This window comes from Stakelama marina (assembly GCF_018122655.1).
Taxonomy (GTDB): Bacteria; Pseudomonadota; Alphaproteobacteria; order Sphingomonadales; family Sphingomonadaceae; genus Sphingomonas; species Sphingomonas marina.
In genome coordinates this window covers 503,122-520,667 of record NZ_JAGRQC010000002.1, presented here as the reverse complement: position 1 = coordinate 520,667, position 17,546 = coordinate 503,122, and the positions used below count along the sequence as shown (strand labels likewise).

General features: G+C 65.0%; 16 protein-coding genes. 6 read left to right on the top strand and 10 right to left on the bottom strand.

Annotated elements, in window-relative coordinates; all coding sequences use genetic code 11:
* Positions 1-12 precede the first annotated feature (12 nt).
* Positions 13-255, top strand: coding sequence for a hypothetical protein (locus J7S20_RS08955; protein WP_284053896.1), 243 nt, complete (start codon positions 13-15; stop codon positions 253-255).
* 13 nt (positions 256-268) lie between these two features.
* Here the strand turns inward: J7S20_RS08955 and aguB are convergent, their stop codons facing one another.
* The 4 genes from aguB to rpsD all read right to left on the bottom strand — a co-directional run bounded on the left by aguB (position 269) and on the right by rpsD (position 4,618).
* Positions 269-1,117: an N-carbamoylputrescine amidase gene (aguB, locus tag J7S20_RS08950; RefSeq protein WP_284053895.1), complete on the bottom strand. Its 849-nt coding sequence runs from the start codon at positions 1,115-1,117 to the stop codon at positions 269-271.
* A gap of 82 nt (positions 1,118-1,199) precedes the next feature.
* Positions 1,200-2,183: an agmatine deiminase family protein gene (locus tag J7S20_RS08945; RefSeq protein WP_284053894.1), complete on the bottom strand. Its 984-nt coding sequence runs from the start codon at positions 2,181-2,183 to the stop codon at positions 1,200-1,202.
* 41 nt (positions 2,184-2,224) lie between these two features.
* On the bottom strand, positions 2,225-3,868 hold the full coding sequence (locus tag J7S20_RS08940) for a M28 family metallopeptidase (protein WP_284053893.1): 1,644 nt from the start codon (positions 3,866-3,868) through the stop codon (positions 2,225-2,227).
* A gap of 135 nt (positions 3,869-4,003) precedes the next feature.
* Positions 4,004-4,618 carry a 30S ribosomal protein S4 gene (gene rpsD, locus J7S20_RS08935; protein ID WP_284053892.1) on the bottom strand — a complete coding sequence of 205 codons (615 nt, stop codon included), beginning with the start codon at positions 4,616-4,618 and terminating at the stop codon, positions 4,004-4,006.
* Positions 4,619-4,820: 202 nt separating this feature from the next.
* On the opposite strand from rpsD, the gene J7S20_RS08930 reads away from it, so the two are divergent.
* Both J7S20_RS08930 and J7S20_RS08925 read left to right on the top strand, forming a co-directional pair.
* Positions 4,821-5,123 carry a chorismate mutase gene (locus J7S20_RS08930; RefSeq protein WP_284053891.1) on the top strand — a complete coding sequence of 101 codons (303 nt, stop codon included), beginning with the start codon at positions 4,821-4,823 and terminating at the stop codon, positions 5,121-5,123.
* Positions 5,124-5,315: 192 nt separating this feature from the next.
* Positions 5,316-6,056, top strand: coding sequence for a hypothetical protein (locus J7S20_RS08925; protein WP_284053890.1), 741 nt, complete (start codon positions 5,316-5,318; stop codon positions 6,054-6,056).
* Here the strand turns inward: J7S20_RS08925 and J7S20_RS08920 are convergent.
* The 3 genes from J7S20_RS08920 to J7S20_RS08910 all read right to left on the bottom strand — a co-directional run bounded on the left by J7S20_RS08920 (position 6,048) and on the right by J7S20_RS08910 (position 8,078).
* The gene (locus J7S20_RS08920; protein WP_284053889.1) at positions 6,048-6,443 is read right to left on the bottom strand and encodes a MerC domain-containing protein; all 396 of its coding nucleotides are present in this window, start codon (positions 6,441-6,443) and stop codon (positions 6,048-6,050) included. The two genes, J7S20_RS08925 and J7S20_RS08920, sit on opposite strands and share 9 nt — an antisense overlap.
* A 92-nt stretch (positions 6,444-6,535) precedes the next feature.
* Positions 6,536-7,273 carry an RNA methyltransferase gene (locus J7S20_RS08915; protein ID WP_284053888.1) on the bottom strand — a complete coding sequence of 246 codons (738 nt, stop codon included), beginning with the start codon at positions 7,271-7,273 and terminating at the stop codon, positions 6,536-6,538.
* A gap of 1 nt (position 7,274) precedes the next feature.
* The gene (locus tag J7S20_RS08910; RefSeq protein WP_284053887.1) at positions 7,275-8,078 is read right to left on the bottom strand and encodes an aspartyl/asparaginyl beta-hydroxylase domain-containing protein; all 804 of its coding nucleotides are present in this window, start codon (positions 8,076-8,078) and stop codon (positions 7,275-7,277) included.
* A 211-nt stretch (positions 8,079-8,289) separates the two neighbouring features.
* Here J7S20_RS08910 and J7S20_RS08905 point away from each other — a divergent pair, with 211 nt between their 5' ends.
* Complete coding sequence (locus J7S20_RS08905) at positions 8,290-11,193, top strand: M16 family metallopeptidase (protein WP_284053886.1); 2,904 nt, start codon at positions 8,290-8,292, stop codon at positions 11,191-11,193.
* Between the two features lie 41 nt (positions 11,194-11,234).
* Positions 11,235-11,726 (top strand): hypothetical protein, encoded by a 492-nt coding sequence (locus J7S20_RS08900; RefSeq protein WP_284053885.1) that lies wholly within the window; start codon positions 11,235-11,237, stop codon positions 11,724-11,726.
* Between the two features lie 3 nt (positions 11,727-11,729).
* Here J7S20_RS08900 and J7S20_RS08895 read toward each other — a convergent pair whose 3' ends face one another.
* The 3 genes from J7S20_RS08895 to J7S20_RS08885 are packed head-to-tail and all read right to left on the bottom strand — an operon-like array spanning position 11,730 to position 16,386.
* Positions 11,730-13,520 carry an AMP-dependent synthetase/ligase gene (locus tag J7S20_RS08895; RefSeq protein WP_284053884.1) on the bottom strand — a complete coding sequence of 597 codons (1,791 nt, stop codon included), beginning with the start codon at positions 13,518-13,520 and terminating at the stop codon, positions 11,730-11,732.
* Positions 13,521-13,576: 56 nt separating this feature from the next.
* Positions 13,577-15,340: a gamma-glutamyltransferase gene (gene ggt / locus J7S20_RS08890; protein WP_284053883.1), complete on the bottom strand. Its 1,764-nt coding sequence runs from the start codon at positions 15,338-15,340 to the stop codon at positions 13,577-13,579.
* Positions 15,341-15,381: 41 nt separating this feature from the next.
* Positions 15,382-16,386 (bottom strand): quinone-dependent dihydroorotate dehydrogenase, encoded by a 1,005-nt coding sequence (locus J7S20_RS08885; protein WP_284053882.1) that lies wholly within the window; start codon positions 16,384-16,386, stop codon positions 15,382-15,384.
* Positions 16,387-16,631: 245 nt separating this feature from the next.
* Here J7S20_RS08885 and J7S20_RS08880 point away from each other — a divergent pair, with 245 nt between their 5' ends.
* Complete coding sequence (locus J7S20_RS08880) at positions 16,632-17,483, top strand: helix-turn-helix domain-containing protein (RefSeq protein ID WP_284053881.1); 852 nt, start codon at positions 16,632-16,634, stop codon at positions 17,481-17,483.
* The last annotated feature ends 63 nt before the right edge of the window (positions 17,484-17,546 follow it).

Here is a 17,546-nt window from a genome sequence, read left to right as displayed (position 1 = left end):
GGAGATGCGACCATGCCGATGCTGCTTCTATTGGCGATGGCGGGCTTTGCGCCGGCGCAATCGGCGCCCGCAAATCCGGCGCTTCACGACAAGCCGATGTGCAACCATGCGCGCTCCACCGCCGCCGATCGCGATGGATCGGTTCGGGTCAAGCCGCTGTCGCAGGAGCCACCCGCCGACCAATATGTCGCTGTCCTCCGCACCGTCGATGGCTGCGAAAAGCCGATCATCGTGCGCGAGGATGTCGGTAAATAACCCGGCTGCCGCCTTAAACGTCCTGAACCAGCCGTCCGTACATGTCCGGTCGCCGATCGCGGAAGAAGCCGAAGGCGGCGCGGTGACGCTTGACCCGGTCGAGGTCGATCGTCGCGATCAGAACCCCCGTTTCCTGCGCTCCGAATTCGGCGACCAGATCGCCGCGTTCGTCGCAGATGAAGCTGTGGCCGTAAAAATTCTGGCCATGTTCGTCGCCGATCCGGTTGGCGGCGATCACCGGCACGACATTCGATACGGCATGGCCGATCATCGCGCGGCGCCATAGCCGACTGGTGTCGAGATCGGCGTCATGCGGTTCGCTGCCGATCGCGGTGGGATAGAATAGCAGTTCCGCACCCATCAGCATCATCGCGCGCGCCGCTTCCGGATACCATTGGTCCCAGCACACGCCGATGCCGAGCTTCGCGCTCGGTCCGTTCCAGACCCTGAACCCGGTATTGCCGGGGCGGAAATAGAATTTCTCTTCATAGCCCGGCCCGTCGGGAATGTGCGTCTTGCGATAGATTCCCGCGACTTCGCCGTCGGGACCGATCATCGCGAGGCTGTTGTAATAGTGCGGCCCGTCGGCTTCGAAAAAGCTGGTCGGAATGTAGATTCCCAGTTCGGCGGAGAGCTTGCGCATCGCCTGGACAGCCTTGTGATCGGCGGCGGGGCGCGCATTGGCGAACAGGCCCTCGTCTTCGACGCGGCAGAAATATTCGCCCTCGAACAGTTCGGGCGGCAGCACGACCTGCGCGCCCTTGCCCGCCGCTTCGCGGATCAGGTCGGAGACATGCGCGATGTTGGCGTCGATGTCGGCAGAGAAGGCCAGTTGCAGTGCGGCGACGGTGATTTCGGTCATGGAGCGTCACATAGGCGCTGCCGCGCGCGGATGCCATGCCCGCTTTCGGCCGCGGCCGCGCGGAGCATTGCAGCGTGGTTCGTCAGCGTGCCGGTATCTGTTGCGAGATACAGTGGAAGCTGCCGCCGCCGGTCAGGATGTAATTGGCACGCAGGCCAATCACCTCGCGATCGGGGAACAGTTCTTCGATCGCGGCGACGGCGCGGTGATCGGCCATCTGGCCATAGATCGGCACGACGACCGCGGCATTGCCGATATAGAAGTTCATATAGCTCGCGGGGATGACCTCGCGGTCGGGGCCGAGCATCCGGCCGGGGGAGGGGATACGCACCACGTCGCAGCCGAACAGCTCCGCCTGCCGCGCTGCCGCCTGATAGACGTTCCAGTTCGGGTCGTTGTCGTCGGGCTCGGGGATCGCCAGCCGATTTTCGCCGACGAAGCGCGCGAGATTGTCGACATGGCCGTCGGTATGGTCGTTGACCAGTCCGTCGCCAAGCCACAACACCCGGTCATAGCCGAGGTCGCGGTAGAGCAGCTCCTCCACCTCGCTTTGCGACATGCCGCGATTGCGGTTGGGGTTGAGCAGGCACTGGCGCGTGGTGACGGCCAGCCCGGTACCGTCACCGTCGATCGCGCCGCCTTCGAGGATCCAGTCGTGCGTCTCGACCGTCATCCGGCGATGCCTGGCGAGGCGTCGGCCGACATCATCGTCGCCGGGCAGATCATATTTGCCGCCCCAGCCGTTGAACGCGAAATCGTGCGCCACGCCGTCGCCGCCGATGATCGGGCCGGTATCGCGCAGCCAGATATCGCCGAACTCTTCCACCACGACATCGGCGGCATTGCCGGCGGCGATCTGCGCAGCGGTTGCCGCTTCGTCGTCGGCGGCGACGAGGATAACCTTTTCACCATGCCCGCCGGCATGGACGGCACGGGCGAAGTCGGCCACTTCGCGCCGCGCCGGTTCAAGGTCGGTTCGCCACAATTCGGGATGGCTCGGAAAGCCGATCCAGACCGCCTTGTGCGGTGCCCATTCGGGCTTCGGGGGCTTGCGCGCTGACGTCATAAACGCGCTATTAGGACCAGATTCGCGTCAGGAAAAGCGTCTTACTTCACCTTGGCGCGGCTCTTGTCGCGGATGCTGCGGAACTCGGCATTTTCATACCAGTTCGGCCAGATGTCGCCCTGCGCAAGCTCGCGGCCCAGTTCGTAGTAGATGTCGAGATCCTCGACCGCACCCGACCAGTTCCAGTTCGGGTCATATTCATCCTGCGGCTTGTGATAGCGATTGTCGGTATAGTCCTGGCTCGCCTTCTCGCCCGCGGCGGTGCCGCCATTGACCAGGTCGATGCCACTGCTCGCATCGAGCATCGGCACGCCCAGCTTGGCGAAGCTGAAATGGTCGGAACGGTAATAGTGGCCGCGCTCGGGATGCGCCTCGGGCTTGATGACGCGACCCTGTTCGGCGACGAGCGGCTTCACCAGATCCTCAAGCTCCGACTTGCCGACGCCGGTGATGACGAAGTCCTTGGTCTTACCCATCAGGTTGAGGACGTCCATGTTGACGCCGCCGACCGTCTTGGCGAGCGGATAGACCGGGTTCTCAGCATAGAATTTCGACCCCAGCAGCCCAGATTCCTCGGCCGTGACGGCAAGGAACACCTGCGACCGCGCGGTTGCGCCCGCTTCCGCCTGCGCCTTGGCGATCGCGACCAGCCCGGCGACGCCGCTGGCATTGTCTGCGGCGCCGTTGCAGATGTCGTCGCCGTTCACCGCGTCGCAGTGGCCGAGATGGTCCCAATGTGCCGAATAGAGCACGACCTCGTCGGGCCGTTTCGTTCCCGGCAGGATGCCGATCACGTTCTTCGATGCTTGGCGGCGGATCGTGTTCACGAACCCGGTCGAAGCCTTCAGGCCCAGCGGTACCGCATGGAACCCCTTCTGCTTGGCGGCTTCGGACAGTGCGTCGAAATCCTTTCCGGCGCTGGCGAACAGCTGTTCGGCGGCATCATGCTGAATCCACCCGATCGCCTTGGATTGGTCCATATGATCGCCGGGCGTGTCCTGTTCCAGCTGAGCGCCGGTCCATGACGACTGGACGACGCCCCAGCCATAGGCGGCGGGTTCGGTCTGGTGGACGATGATCGCGGCTGCGGCACCCTGTCGCGCGGCCTCTTCATATTTGTAGGTCCAGCGCCCGTAATAGGTCATTTCGCGACCATTGAACGTGCCCTTCAGCCCCTGCGTTTCCCAATCGGGATCGTTGACGAGGATGATGACCGTCTTGCCCTTCACATCGACGCCGGCATAGTCGTTCCAGCCGCGCTCCGGCGCGTTGATGCCGTATCCGACGAAGACGACGTCGCTGTTCGACAGGTCGATTTTGGGCGTGACGCGATAGGTCGCGACGACCATATCCTTGCGATAGTCGAGGCTGATCGGCGTCTTTCCGCCAGTGAAGGTCAGCGGTTTCACGTCGCTCGCGGTGATTTCGACGAGCGGAACGTCCTGCGTCCACTTGCCATGATTGCCGGGCTTCAGCCCCGCCTTCTGAAACTGCTGGATGATATAGTTGACCGTCTTGTCCTCGGCCGGCGTCGCAGGCGCGCGCCCCTCAAACGCGTCGGAGGACAGCGTCTTGGTAACGGTCTTCAGCGTCTGCACGGAAATGTCGGGCGTCGCGACATCCTGCGCGAGCGCAGGGGAAGCGAGGGTAATGGCGGCAATGCCGGCGGCAAGCGCGATGCGCATCAGGCGTGTTCCTCCAACTGAACCTTGTTGTCGGAAGGCAGCATAACGGCTCGGCGCAGTGTGTCGATTGGTTGCGGATGCAAAAAGGGCGGCCCCGACGGACCGCCCTTTCAAGAATTCGATCCGGAACCGGGATCAGCGCGAGTAGAACTCGACGACCAGGTTCGGTTCCATCTTCACCGGATAGGGCACTTCGTCGAGCGTGGGCACGCGAGTGAAGGTCACCTTCGACGCGCCGTCGGGGGCGACATATTCCGGAATGTCGCGCTCGGGCAGGCTCTGCGCCTCGATCACCAGCGCCATTTCCTGCGCCTTCGAACCCAGCGTGATCTCGTCGCCCGGCACCACGCGGCGCGAGGCGATGTTGCACTTCACGCCGTTGACGCGGATGTGGCCGTGCGAAACGAGCTGGCGCGCGGCGAAGATCGTCGGCGCGAACTTGGCGCGATAGACGACCATGTCGAGACGCTGCTCGAGGATGCCGATCAGGTTCTGCGAGGTATCGCCCTTCATGCGCGACGCTTCTTCATAGGCGCGCTTGAACTGCTTCTCGGTGACGTCGCCGTAATAGCCCTTCAGCTTCTGCTTGGCGCGCAGCTGGATGCCGAAGTCGGACATCTTGCCCTTGCGGCGCTGGCCGTGCTGGCCGGGGCCGTATTCGCGCTTGTTGACCGGGCTCTTAGGGCGACCCCAGATGTTTTCGCCCATCCGGCGATCGAGCTTGTACTTGGCGCTGGTGCGCTTCGACATGGTAATTTCCTTGCAATTTCAACAACGTTGACCATCGGTTCGGCGACGGTCGCGATCCCGGTCTCGCCTGCTGGGGCCGTATGGACCGGCAGGGCCACCGCTTCACCGGGGTGCGGGGCCGATTGCGAGAAGCGCGCTGCTAGCCGCAGGGGGCGTGCAAGTCAAGCTGGACAGGCGCGTGGCGCGCCGCCACTAGCCGGGAATGACGACGATACTCGCTCCCGAAGATTGCACCACCATGGCAGAGGTCCGCGCCGGCGTCGACGATGTCGACCGGCAGATCGTGGCGCTGCTTACTCGCCGGTTCGGCTATATGAACGCGGCTGCGCGCATCAAGCCGCAGCGCGATCAGGTTCGCGACGAAGCGCGCAAGGCGGCGGTGATCGCCAATGCCCGTGCGCATGCCCGCGACGCCGGTATTCCCGAATCGGTCATCGGCGACGTCTGGGAGACGCTCGTCGAGGGCTCGATCGCCTATGAATTCGTGAAATTCGACGAGCGATAAGCCCCGCGCCGGGGTGCGCGACATGATTTCGACGCATTGCGGGCCTATCGCGCGGTCGCGTTGCGGTGCCCGAAGGAATCGGGTGCCGCGCCGGGTCGAGGGTCGAGTTCTATTTTCGCTGCAATCCGTTCCAGGTTCGATTCGCTGCGCGACCGGATGCGATCGCGTCTCGGTCAGCGCGCTTCGGGGGTCTTGCTGGCGCTGCTGGCCGAGGGGTTGGTCGCGCTCCTGTTGCTCACGCTCGCGCCGCGCCTCGTTGATGAAAAGGCCCAGGTTCCGCTTGTGACCTTCAACGTAGCGCCCGACGCGGTACCCGACGAAAATCCGGAGCCGCCCGCGCCCGAACACAGCGAAGCGGCGAAGACACCGGAGCATACGCAGCCAAAGCCGCCGAAGCCGGCACAGGCGCCCGAGCCTCAGCCGCCGTCTCCGTCGCAGCCGGAAAAGGCCCCGCCGGCGATGATCGAGCTGGCACCGGACCAGATGGCCTCCACCGACATATCCCGGCCGACCCCGGCTCCTCCTGCGAAGCCAAGCAAGCCGGCCAGGGTCTATGGGCCGGTGGCTGATCCGCGCTACGCCGTGAACGCGGGCGATACGCCGCGCGTTTCCGGATCGGGACCGCACGGCGAGCCGCTTTATGCCGCCTCCTGGTATCGCGAGCCGTATGACGATGAACTCAGCGGGTTCCTGTCGGCGGCCAAAGGGCCGGGCTGGGGGATGATCGCCTGCAAGACCGCGCCGCATTACCGGGTCGAGGATTGCGTGAAGGTCGATGAATATCCCGAGCGATCGGGTATCGCACAGGCGGTGCTCGCCGCGGCCTTCCAGTTTCGTGTTCGCCCCCCACAGATCGGTGGCGTGCCGCAGATCGGTGCGTGGGTCCGGATCCGGATCGACTATGAAATGGGGCCGCGGTCGCCGTCAGGCTGAAGCGGTGTCGCAGCCGCATCGTTGGCGCAGCCGCCAGTTGATGACGTGCGCTGCGGTCAGCACCAGGCTCCCGGCGACCGTGGTCGGAGTCTCCCAGCCCGTGCCGCCATAAAGCAGAGCGCCGATTGCGAGCAGCGCGAGGCCGGCTGCGCCCAGAATCAGCGTCCGGCTCGCGCCGTGCCGAGCACGGCCCGATACGAGCGCGATACCGCTTGCCGGAACGGCGAAGGCGAGCACCCAGATGTGGAAGCTCTCGGGTATGGCAAGGATGCGCGACAGTGCGGGCAGCGCCGACAGGATCAGCGGCAGCGCCAGGCAGTGTATCAGGCACAGGAACGAAGCGGTGATCGACGCACGGTCGAGCCAGTCGGATTTGGCCGATTCCAACGCAGGCACTCCATAAGTATGTGATAATATAACGTTACATATTTGTGCGGGTTCGCCGATGCAAGGGGGTGTGGTCCGGCTCGCGTCGGGGATCAGGTGTCGCGCGGTCCTTTACGTCCACCGAGCGCCGACAGCACGCCGCGCAGCGTGCGCACTTCCTGCGAGCTCCAGCGGGGCTTGGTCAGGAGGCCGCGAAGCGCGCGTTTCGTCGCCGTGGTACGTTCGGGCGGACGGAAATAGCCGGCCGGTTCGAGCATCGCCTCGAGCTGGCCGATCATCCCTTCGAGCTCCGCCTGCGGTGCGGGCGGGTCGATTTCGGTTTCGGTGGGGCTGGCGAGCGTCTGTGTGCGCGACCAGTCATACGCGACGAGGATCACCGCCTGGGCGAGGTTGAGCGAACTGAACTCGGGATTGATCGGCACCGTGATGATCGTCCGCGCCAGCGCGACGTCGTCGGTTTCCAGCCCCGAGCGCTCGGGGCCGAACAGGATCGCAGACTTGCCCGGCCCGGCATGGATCTGCTTGCCGGCTTCTTCGGGCGTCAGCACGGGCTTCACCACGCCGCGCTTGCGGACCGTGGTGGCAAAGACATGTGCACAATCGGCGGTCGCATCGGCGACGCTGTCGAAGACCTTTGCGCCTTCGAGTACGATATCCGCTCCGCTTGCGGCCGGGCCGGCGGACGGGTTGGGCCAGCCGTCGCGCGGGGACACCAGGCGCAATTCGGTCAGCCCGAAATTGAGCATGGCGCGCGCCGCCTTGCCGATATTCTCGCCCAGTTGGGGGCGCACGAGGACGATCGCCGGGGGCGGCGTTTGCTGCGTGGTCATGTCAGATGTCGAGCTGCTTCAGCGCGGCGTTCCAGTGCGCGAGGTTACGCCGCGCCTCCTGCACGAAGGCGGAGCGCCGCACCGCGCCGAGGAACAGGTCGGCGACCCATTTGCCGGGGTTGCGAAGCGGGCGTTCGAACTGGATCAGCAGGACCACGCGCGTTCCATTGGTATCGTTCCAGACTTCGTGATCATAGGTATCGTCGAACACCAGCGTTTCGCCTTCGGACCACCGCACGACGCGGTTGCCGACGCGCATCCGTACATCGCCGTCGCGCGGCACGGCAAGGCCGAGGTGACAGGTAATCAGTCCCTTGGTGACGCCGCGATGCGCGGGGATGTGCGTGCCGGGTTCGAGGATCGAGAAGAACGCGCTGTTCAGCCGCGGAATGCGCGCGACGAGCTTCGCCGTTTCGGGGCAGCGCGCCAGATTTTCCTCGATCGGAAAGCCATAGCCCCACAGGAAATAGGATTTCCACATATCGACCTGCGCGATCGCCCGGTGATCGGGCGAGATGGTCGCAAGCGATGGGGAGGCTCCGCTCTGCAACGCCACGCGCATCGCTTCGTCGCGGATCGTGCGCCAGTTGCCGCGCAGCATCGCGGTCCATTCGAACTCGCGCACGTCGAGTACGGGATCGTTCGAAACCAGCGAAGATCGCTCGATCAGCCGGTCGAACAGGCCGCGCAGCCGCTTGCCGATGCGGATAATCAGCGGACGACCGGGTTCGGCACGCAGCGCAGGCGCTCCATGGCCGGATTTCGGCCACAAATTCTTGTCGCGGGTCGATGCTTCGAACGTCACGCCAGAAATACCCGGTGCAGTAAAAATCGTCCTTCCGAACCGCAATGTCGGCGCCGCGCGGCGTATCACTCGCGGCGGGACAATCCGGAACCGAAGAATCGGATAGCGCGAACTTGGGACCAAATAATGGCGCAGCGGTGCCCAAAACCGCGCATCGGGGCTATTTCGATGGCGCTGGCGGATCGGCGCCGGGCAGGGTAGTTTGGCGATCATGCGTTTTCTGTCCCGCGCGCTCGGCGCCGCACTTCCCGCCCTCATCGCAATTGCGCTGCCGCTGCCGGCAATCGCTCAGACAGCGCCCGCCGCGGCGCAGCCCGATGCGCCGATCAAGCCCAACCTGGCGCCCGATTCGCAAAAACCCTGGCTCTATCAGGGCAGCGACCTCCCGCCGCACCCGGACTGGACCTTCGGCGTGTTGCCCAACGGCTTGCGCTATGCGGTGCGGCGCAACGGCGTTCCACCGGGCCAGGTGTCGATCCGCGTGCGCATCGATGCGGGGTCGTTGATGGAAAGCGAGGATCAGCGCGGCTATGCACACCTGATCGAGCATCTGTCGTTCCGCGGGTCGGAATATGCCGGCGACATGGAATCGAAACGCATCTGGCAGCGCCTCGGCGTCACGTTCGGGTCGGATACCAACGCATCGACCACCTTCACCCAGACCGTCTATCAACTCGACCTTCCGTCCGCGAACGATGCCAGTCTCGACGAGAGCATGCACATCCTTGCCGGGATGATGGAGGCGCCCGACCTCGACCAGAAGGCGCTGGATGCCGAGCGCCCCGTCGTCCTTGCCGAACAGCGCGAACAGCCGAGCGCACAGGTCCGCTTCGGCGACGCCAGCCGCGAATTGTTCTTCGCCGGTCAGCCGCTGGCAGATCGCTCGCCGATCGGCACGATCAAATCGTTGCAGGCGGCGACCCCGGCATCGGTGCAGGCCTTCCACGATCGCTGGTATCGCCCCGACCGCACGGTGATCGTGATTTCAGGCGACATGGACCCGGCGCTGTTCGTGCAGATGATCAAGAAGCATTTCGCCGGCTGGCAGGGCAAGGGGCCTGATCCGAAGACGCCCGATTTCGGCAAGCCCGATCCGAACGAACCGGTCAGCGCCAATATCGTCGAACCGGCCTTTCCGCCCGTCGTCGGGCTGGCCTATGTCCGGCCCTGGACGGTGGGCGACGACACCATCATCTTCAATCAGAAGCGCATGATCGACATGGTCGCGGTGCGCATCGTCAATCGCCGGCTCGAACGCAGGGCGCGCAGCGGCGGCAGCTATATCACCGCCAATGTCTCGCTCGACGACGTGTCGCGATCGGCCAATGTGACGACGGTGTCCGTCCTGCCGGTCGGCGACGACTGGCAAAAGGCGCTGCACGACGTTCGCGCGGTCATCGCCGATGCCAGAACCAACCCTCCGAGCCAGGCCGAGATCGATCGTGAGGTGAACGAGATTCTGGCGGTGATGAAGAATGCGGTCGCCACGTCGGCCGGCGAGGCAGGCGCGCGACAGGCCGACAATATGGTCGATGCCGTCGATATCCACGAAACGCTGACGACATCGGAAACCTCGCTCAAGATCCTCGAAGGTGCGGTCGCCAAGAAGTTCTTCACCCCCGCCAATGTGCTGGCATCGTCGAAAAAGGTGTTCGACGGCGTGGCGGTGCGCGCCATCGTCAACACCCCGAAACCGGACCCGCAGGCCCCCGCCGAGCTCGCCGCCGCGTTGAAGGAGGATGTGTCAGGCGCGGCCGGTGCCCGCGCCTCCGCGCGCAAGGTCGGCTGGGATGATTTGCCCAGCCTCGGCAAGCCGGGCACCGTCACCGCGCGCAAGGCGGTGATGACCGATCCCGACATCGAACAGGTAACATTCGCGAACGGCGTCAACCTGCTGATGTTTCCCAACACGTCGGAAGCGGGCAAGGTCTATGTCCGCGTCCGCTTCGGCCATGGCTATAACGCGCTGCCCGGCGACCGCGTGACGCCGGCATGGTCGGGCGACATCGCACTCGCGGCGAGCGGCATCGGCGACCTGACGCAGGACGATATCGACCGGCTGACCGGTGACCGCCAGATCGGCATGGATTTCGGCATCGACAATGACGCGTTCGAATTCAGCGCGACGACGACCGCCGCCGACCTTGCCGATCAGTTGCGCCTCATCGCCGCCAAGCTCGCCAGGCCGGGCTGGGACCCCAATCCGGTCAAGCGTGCCCGGGCGGTGACGCTGGCGAGCTATGACAGCCTGTCGGCCTCGCCCAACGGGGTGATCGCACGCGATCTGCGCGGGCTGCTGCGCGATGGCGATCCGCGCTGGGCGACGCCCCCGCGCAAGGCCGTGGCCGATCTGACGCCGCAGGCGTTTCGCGATTTCTGGGCGCCGATTCTCGCAAGCGGCCCGGTCGAGGTGCAGGTGTTCGGTGATGCGGACAAGCGCTCGATCATCGACGCGGTGGCAAAGTCGTTCGGCGCGCTGAAGCCGCGCGCCGCCAACGACAATCTCGATCCCGCGCCGGTCCGCTTTCCCGATCACGACGCCACTCCCGTGGTCCGCTATCACGGCGGCAAGGACGATCAGGCGGCAGCGGTAATCGCCTGGCCGACGGGCGGCGGCGTCGAACAGATTTCGCAAAGCCGCAAGCTCGAACTGCTCGCTGCGATCTTCCGCGATCGGCTGCTCGACCAGCTCCGCTCCGAAGCCGGGGCAAGCTATACGCCGCAGGTCGTCAACGAATGGCCGGTGGGCTTGCCGTCGGGGGGCGACGTGCTCGCGGTCGGGCTGGTTCCGCCGGCGAAGACCGATCTGTTCTTCCGGCTGGCGCGCGGTATCGCCGCCGATCTTGCCGCCAATCCGGTAAGCCAGGACGAGCTCGACCGCGCGATCAAGCCGCTCAAGCAACTCGTCATCCGCATGTCGACGGGCAATATCTTCTGGATGGACCAGACCAAGGGTGGCTCGACCGATCCGCGCCGCATCGCGGCCATCGACACATTGCCGACCGACATCGTCCAGACGACGCCCGCCGAAATCCAGGCACTGGCCGCGAAATATCTCCGGCCCGACAAGGATTGGAGCATGATCGTGCTGCCGAAGGACGAGGCGCCCGAATAGGGGCGGCGGAACCCGGCGGGCAACCGCCGCATTGGGGCGGCATGAAAGCACGTCCCCTTGCCTGGATCGGCGGCAGCGCCACGATGCTCCTCACCATCGCTGCCTATATGGCGGTCGGGCGGATCTATTCGGACGCAAAGGCGATCGACCTGATCGGTCAGCTTGCCCAGTCGGCGCTGTATTTCGGGTCGGCGATCGCGACCGCTTCGGCCACGACGCTTGCGCTGATGCTGACGCTGATCGGGATGGCGCGCAGGTCTGAAGCCGAGTTTTCGGATGAATTCTACCGCAACGTGTACCGGATTTCGGCGCTGTCGACGGCGACGCTGCTCGGTGCGGTCGTATTGCTGCTTCTGCTCACGCTGCCGGTCGGCGAGTTCGACAATCTCAGCGCACCGTGGTTCATCTGGCTCTACCGCATCCAGTTCGCGATGGTCGGCATCTTGTCGTCGCTGCTCGTTGCGACGGTGCTGCTGGTCTTCGCAACCGTCCGCGCGGTCATCATCAACATCACGCCCGCCGATGTCGTCTGACGATCAGCCCCGATAGAGCGCGTCGAGCCGCTCGCCATAGACGCGGCGCAGCACGTGGCGGCGAATCTTGAGCGATGGCGTGAGCTGCTCATTCTCGATGGCGAAGGGCTCGTCGGCGATGATGAAGCGGCGGATACGCTCGATCTGCGACAGGTCCCTGTTGACGCGCTCCACCGCATGGCCGATCGCCGCGCGGTAGTCGTGATCCTGTGCGAGCTTGGCGAAGTCGCAGGTCTCTGCATTCTTCGCGCACCATTCTGCGGTCCATTCGGGATCGGGCACGATCACGGCGACCATATAGGGCTTGCGGTCGCCGGCGATCATCGCCTGCATGATCTCCGGACGCAGCGTCAGCATCCCCTCGACCTTTTGCGGCGCGACATTGTCGCCCTTGTCGTTGATGATGAGGTCCTTCTTGCGGTCGGTGATCCTGATCCGCCCGCGCTCGTCGATCTCGCCGACATCGCCGGTGTGCAGCCAGCCATCCTTCAACACGCGCGCGGTTTCCGCCTCGTTGCGCCAATAGCCGTGCATGACGAGTTCGCCGCGCACCAGGATCTCGCCATCCTCGGCGATGCGAACCTCGGTATTTTTCAGCGGCGGGCCGACCGTGTCCATCTTCAGCCCGGCACTTGGCCGGTTGCAGGAAATCACCGGCGCAGCCTCGGTCTGGCCATAGCCCTGGAGGAAGGTGAGGCCGAGCGACTGGAAGAAGGTTCCGACTTCGGGGTTGAGCGGCGCGCCGCCCGACACCATCGCCTTCATCCGCCCGCCGAAACGCTGCGCGATCTTGGGCAAGAGCGTGCGGTTCAGGATCATCTGCATCGGCCGGTCGTACAGCGGAACGCGGCCGTCCTTGGCCTTTGCGCCAATCGACACGGCGCGGTCGAGCAGATAGGCGGGCATCTTGCCCTGTTTCTCGATCGCCTTGGTGATGCGCGTCCGCAGCACTTCGAACAGGCGCGGCACCACGACCATGATCGTCGGCCTGGTTTCCTCGATATTGGAAGCGAGCTTGTCGAGCCCCTCCGCGTAATAGATCTGCGCACCGAGCGCGATCGGGAAATGCTGTCCGCCGGTATGTTCATAGGCGTGGCTGAGCGGCAGGAAGGACAGAAAGACCTCGTCCTCCCAGCCGAAATCTTCCGAGATCACGGTAACGCAGCCTTCGCAATTGTGCAGGATCGCGCCGTGATGCTGCATCACCCCGCGCGGCGCGCCGCCGGTTCCGCTGGTGTAGATGATGCAGGCGAGATCGTCCCGGTCGAACGTCGCCGTGGCCGCGACCTTGGCGGGGTCGGTGGCATGTTCGTCGATCAAGTCGCGCCAGTGGCAATGATCGCTTGCGCCGACCTGCCCCATGCGGATGTCGTCGATGCCGATGACGAGCCGGACCGCCACCGAGCGCAGCACCGCAGGCATCAGCGTCTTGGCGAGCTTGGCGGTGGAAACGATCACCGCAGCCGCGCCCGAATTCTCGATGATGTGCGCGTGGTCGCGTTCGGTATTGGTGATATAGGTCGGCACCGTCACGCACCCCGCGGCCATGATAGCGAGGTCGCTGATGCACCATTCGGGGCGGTTTTCGCTGACCAGCATTACCCGGTCGCCGGGTTGCAGGCCCTTGGCCTTCAGCGCGGTGGCGAGCGCCGCGACCTGTTTCGCCGCCTCTCCCCAGCTGATCGACTGCCATTTGCCCGACTGCTTTCGCCACAGGAACGGCTGATCGGCCTGTTCGCGTGCACGGGTGAAGAACATCGTGACCAGATTGGGAAAATGTTCGAGCGTGCGCATGGTCTCTCCTGGGGACGGGCGGGGGCCGCTGTTTGTTTTTGTCTGTCTGTTGCTGCCTATTCGGCGGGGCGATTCTTGTCGTCGCCGGTGCGGACGATCCGCGTGGCGCGGCCGTCCTGGGTCATTGCGATGCCTTCGCTGCGCGGGTCCGCAGCGCCGACCCAGCGGCCGTCGACACGCTCGATGGCGTTGGCCTTCAGCCCCAGCGGGACGATCTTCAGATGTTCGCCCAGCTTGGCGAAGGTGGGCATCATGGCCGCGAACTGCGTGTTCGCTTCGGCCGCGCCGCCGGGGCCGGGCGCGTAGATCAGGCCCAGCCCGATCGCGTCCTGCGCCGACAGGTGCCAGTCGATCACGCCGATGATCGCCTTGGCGACCTGGCCGATGATCGTCGGGCCGCCCGCGGCGCCGACCGCCAGCCGTACCTTGCCGTCGGGGCCATAGACGATGGTTGGCGACATCGAACTGCGCGGCCGCTTTCCGCCCTCGACGCGGTTGGCGACCAGATAGCCGTCCTGCGCGGGCACGATGTCGAAATCGGTTAGTTCATTGTTGAGGAAGGTGCCGTCGATCGTCAGGCCCGACCCGAAATAGCCCTCGATCGTCGTGGTGACCGAGGTGACGCCACCCCATTTGTCGGCCGCGACGACATGGCTGGTGCCCGGGACCTCGCTCTGCGGCGCGGTGATGCGCGGCGGTGCGCCCGCCGGATGGCCGGGCTGGTACGTGCCGAGCGTGCTGTCGGGTGAGATCAGCCGCGACCGTTTCGCGAGATAGGACGGGTCGAGCAGACCCTTGATCGGAACATGCACATAATCGCTGTCGGCGATGTAACGGTTGCGGTCGGCAAAGGCGAGGCGCTGCGATTCGGCGAACAGGTGCCATGCGACCGGACTGTCCTTGCCCAGCCTGGTCATGTCGAAGCGTTCGAGCTGCTTCAGAATCATCAGCACGGTGATGCCACCCGATGATGGCGGCCCCATGCTGCACACGCGGTAGCCGCGATAGGTCTCGCACACCGCGGGGCGTTCCTTCGCGTCATAGCTGGCAAGGTCACCCGTCGTCATTTTCGACGGATTGCGCTCGGCATTGTTGACGGTGGTGACGATCTTTTGCGCGACCGGGCCGATATAGAAATAGTCGGCGCCGTGATCGGCGATGCTCTGGAGGAGGTCGGCCTGTGCCGGGTTCTGGAGCCAGGTGCCCACCGGCAGCCAGTTGCCGTCGGCATCGGTGAACAGCTTCTTCGCCGCAGCATCGATATGGTCGCCGCCGATCATGAAGGCGCGGTAGAGGCGCGGGGTGATCTCGAACCCGCCGCGCGCCAGCCGGATCGCCGGTTCGAACAGCTTTTTCCAGGGCAGCTTGCCGAACTGTTCGTGCGCCTTTGCCCACATGCGCAGGTCGCCTGGGATGCCGACGCTGCGCCCGCCGGGCACCGCCTCGGCATGGCTCATCGGCGTGCCGTCATCGGCGTAGAACCATTTGCCATCGGCGGCGGCGGGCGCGGTTTCGCGGCCGTCGAAGCTGGTCGTGCTGCCGGTCTTGCCGTCGGAATGGAGCAGGAAGCTGCCGCCGCCTATGCCCGAATTATACGGCTCGACGACGTTGAGCGCGAGCATCGTCGCAATCGCGGCGTCGGTCGAACTGCCGCCTTCGCGGAGCATCTCGACACCGGCGGCCACGGCGCGCGGATCGGCGGCGCTGACAATGCCCTGATCGGTCGAGGGGTTGATCGAGGGTTTGGGTGGCGGAGCGTCTTGTGCGGAAAGGCTGGCGGGGAGGGCAAGGGCGAGCAGAGCAAGCAGAAGTCTTTTCATGGCGCGCAACCGTAACGTCCTTTGCCGGGGCGGCATAGCCGCTATGTCGAAGCGCGCGCCAGCCCCCTGACCATCGCGCGGGCGAGGCCGGGACCACGATAGACGAGCGCGGAATAGAGCTGGACGAGGCTGGCACCCGATTCGAGCCGGCGCATTGCCTCATCGGCCGAATCGATGCCTCCGACCGAAATCAGCGGCAGCGCGTCCGCCGCGGCATCGCGGACCTCGGTCAGCTTTGCGCGCGCGAGGTCGCGGAGCGGCGCCCCGGACAAACCGCCGCTTTCGCCGGCATATCGCGATTTGAGCGTTGCCGGGCGCGAGATCGTCGTATTCGACACGATCAGGGCATCGACGCCGCCGTCGATCGCGGTGCGCACGATCGCACCGATCTGGTCGCGGTCGAGGTCGGGCGCGATCTTCAGGAACAGCGGCCGCCGGCCCCATTCGCCCTTGCGCGCGCCGTCGCACTGCGCAAGCAATTCGCCGAGCATGGCCGGATCCTGCAGGTCGCGTAGCCCCGGCGTGTTGGGCGAACTGATGTTGATCGTCACATAATCGCCGACCGCCGCCGCCTTGCCGACGCCATAGGCATAATCTGCGATACGGTCGGCCGAATCCTTGTTGGCGCCGACATTGATGCCCAGAATGCCGCGCCGTTTCGCTGCTCGCGCGCGATCCAGCGCGGCGTCGAGGCCACCATTGTTGAAGCCCATCCGGTTGATGACGCCGCGATCTTCGACCAGGCGGAACAGCCGCGGCGCGGGGTTGCCCGGCTGTGGTCGCGGCGTGAGCGTGCCGACTTCGACGCTGCCGAAGCCGAGTGCGAGGAACCCGTCGATCGCCTCCGCATCCTTGTCGACGCCCGCCGCCAGACCGACCCGGTTGGGAAAGCGAAGCCCCGCGACTTCCACCGACATAGCGTCGCTGTTGGACGATCCCAGCGGCGTTCCTACCGCTCCCCAGGCGGCAAGCGCACGCACCGTCAGGCGGTGTGCACGTTCGGGATCAAGCGCGAACAGCGCGGGGCGGACCAGCGGAAAAAGCATCGCCGGGCGCTTTGGCACGGCGTCACGCTTCGGGCAAAGTCCAAAATCGAGACATTTTTTTCGATTCTGTCGAATCCATCCAAGACCGAATCGGTCGAAGGGGGTTACCCAATACTTGCGACCCGAAAGGTTCCGTTTCTCAGGGACCTTGTCTAGCGGCCCCACCCGAAAGGGTAGGGCCGCTTTTCTTATGTAAAGAATAGTATTATGGTCGGCGGCGACGCCTCTTTACGGGGCGAACAGGGATGGAAAAAGTCGAACTAGAGTATGATGTCCCGTCATCGGCGATGTCCGATTACGTGACGCTTTTCTATCGGTTTCGCGCGGAGGTCCCGTTCTTCGAGGATACCGAGCGCGCCGACCATGCGCAGTTGCGGTTTCGCCTGACGCCGGGCAAAGCCGAATATACGTTCGCGAACGGAAATGTCCTTTCCGCGCCCCCGCTTCACGTCATCGGCCCGACAAGTGGCCCGATGCAGGTGCGCGTCGACGGGCCCGTGCGCGTTTTCGGCATGGGGCTGACCCCGGCCGGGTGGGCGGCGCTGATCGGCACCGATGCGTCGTCGATGCTCAACCGCGTCGTCGGCGCGCGCGAGCTGCTGGGCGACGAAATCATCGCGGTGGCGCGGGCGTTGGCCACCGTGCGCGATATCAAGAGCATGGTCGCGATCGTCGAGCCGCTGCTGCTCGATCTCGCGCAGCGCGAAAAATCGCATGCAGAATTCGTCCGGCTGGTCGACGCCTGGCTCGCCGACAGCCCGTCGCCCGATGTCGAACAGCTTGTCGCGGCAAGCGGGCTTTCGGCGCGCCAGATCGAACGTAAATGCAAGGCGCTGTACGGCGTGCCGCCCAAATTCCTCGCCCGCAAATATCGCGCGCTGCGTGCCGCGGTAGCACTCGTGGCAGAAGGTGCGACGCCCGCCGAGGTGGTCGAGCGCGGCTTTTACGACCAGTCGCACCTGATTCGCGAAATCAAGCAGTTCACCGGGCTGACCCCGGGCCAGATGCACGATCATCCCGGCCTGCTCGCGCAGCTGACGATGAATCAGCGCACTGCGCTCAAGGCCCAGGTCGCGCCGATCATCAGCGATACCTGACAAACAGCCGTCGCCGCGTGGTTGACGCGGGCACGCGCTATCGCCACATGCCAATCGGAACGA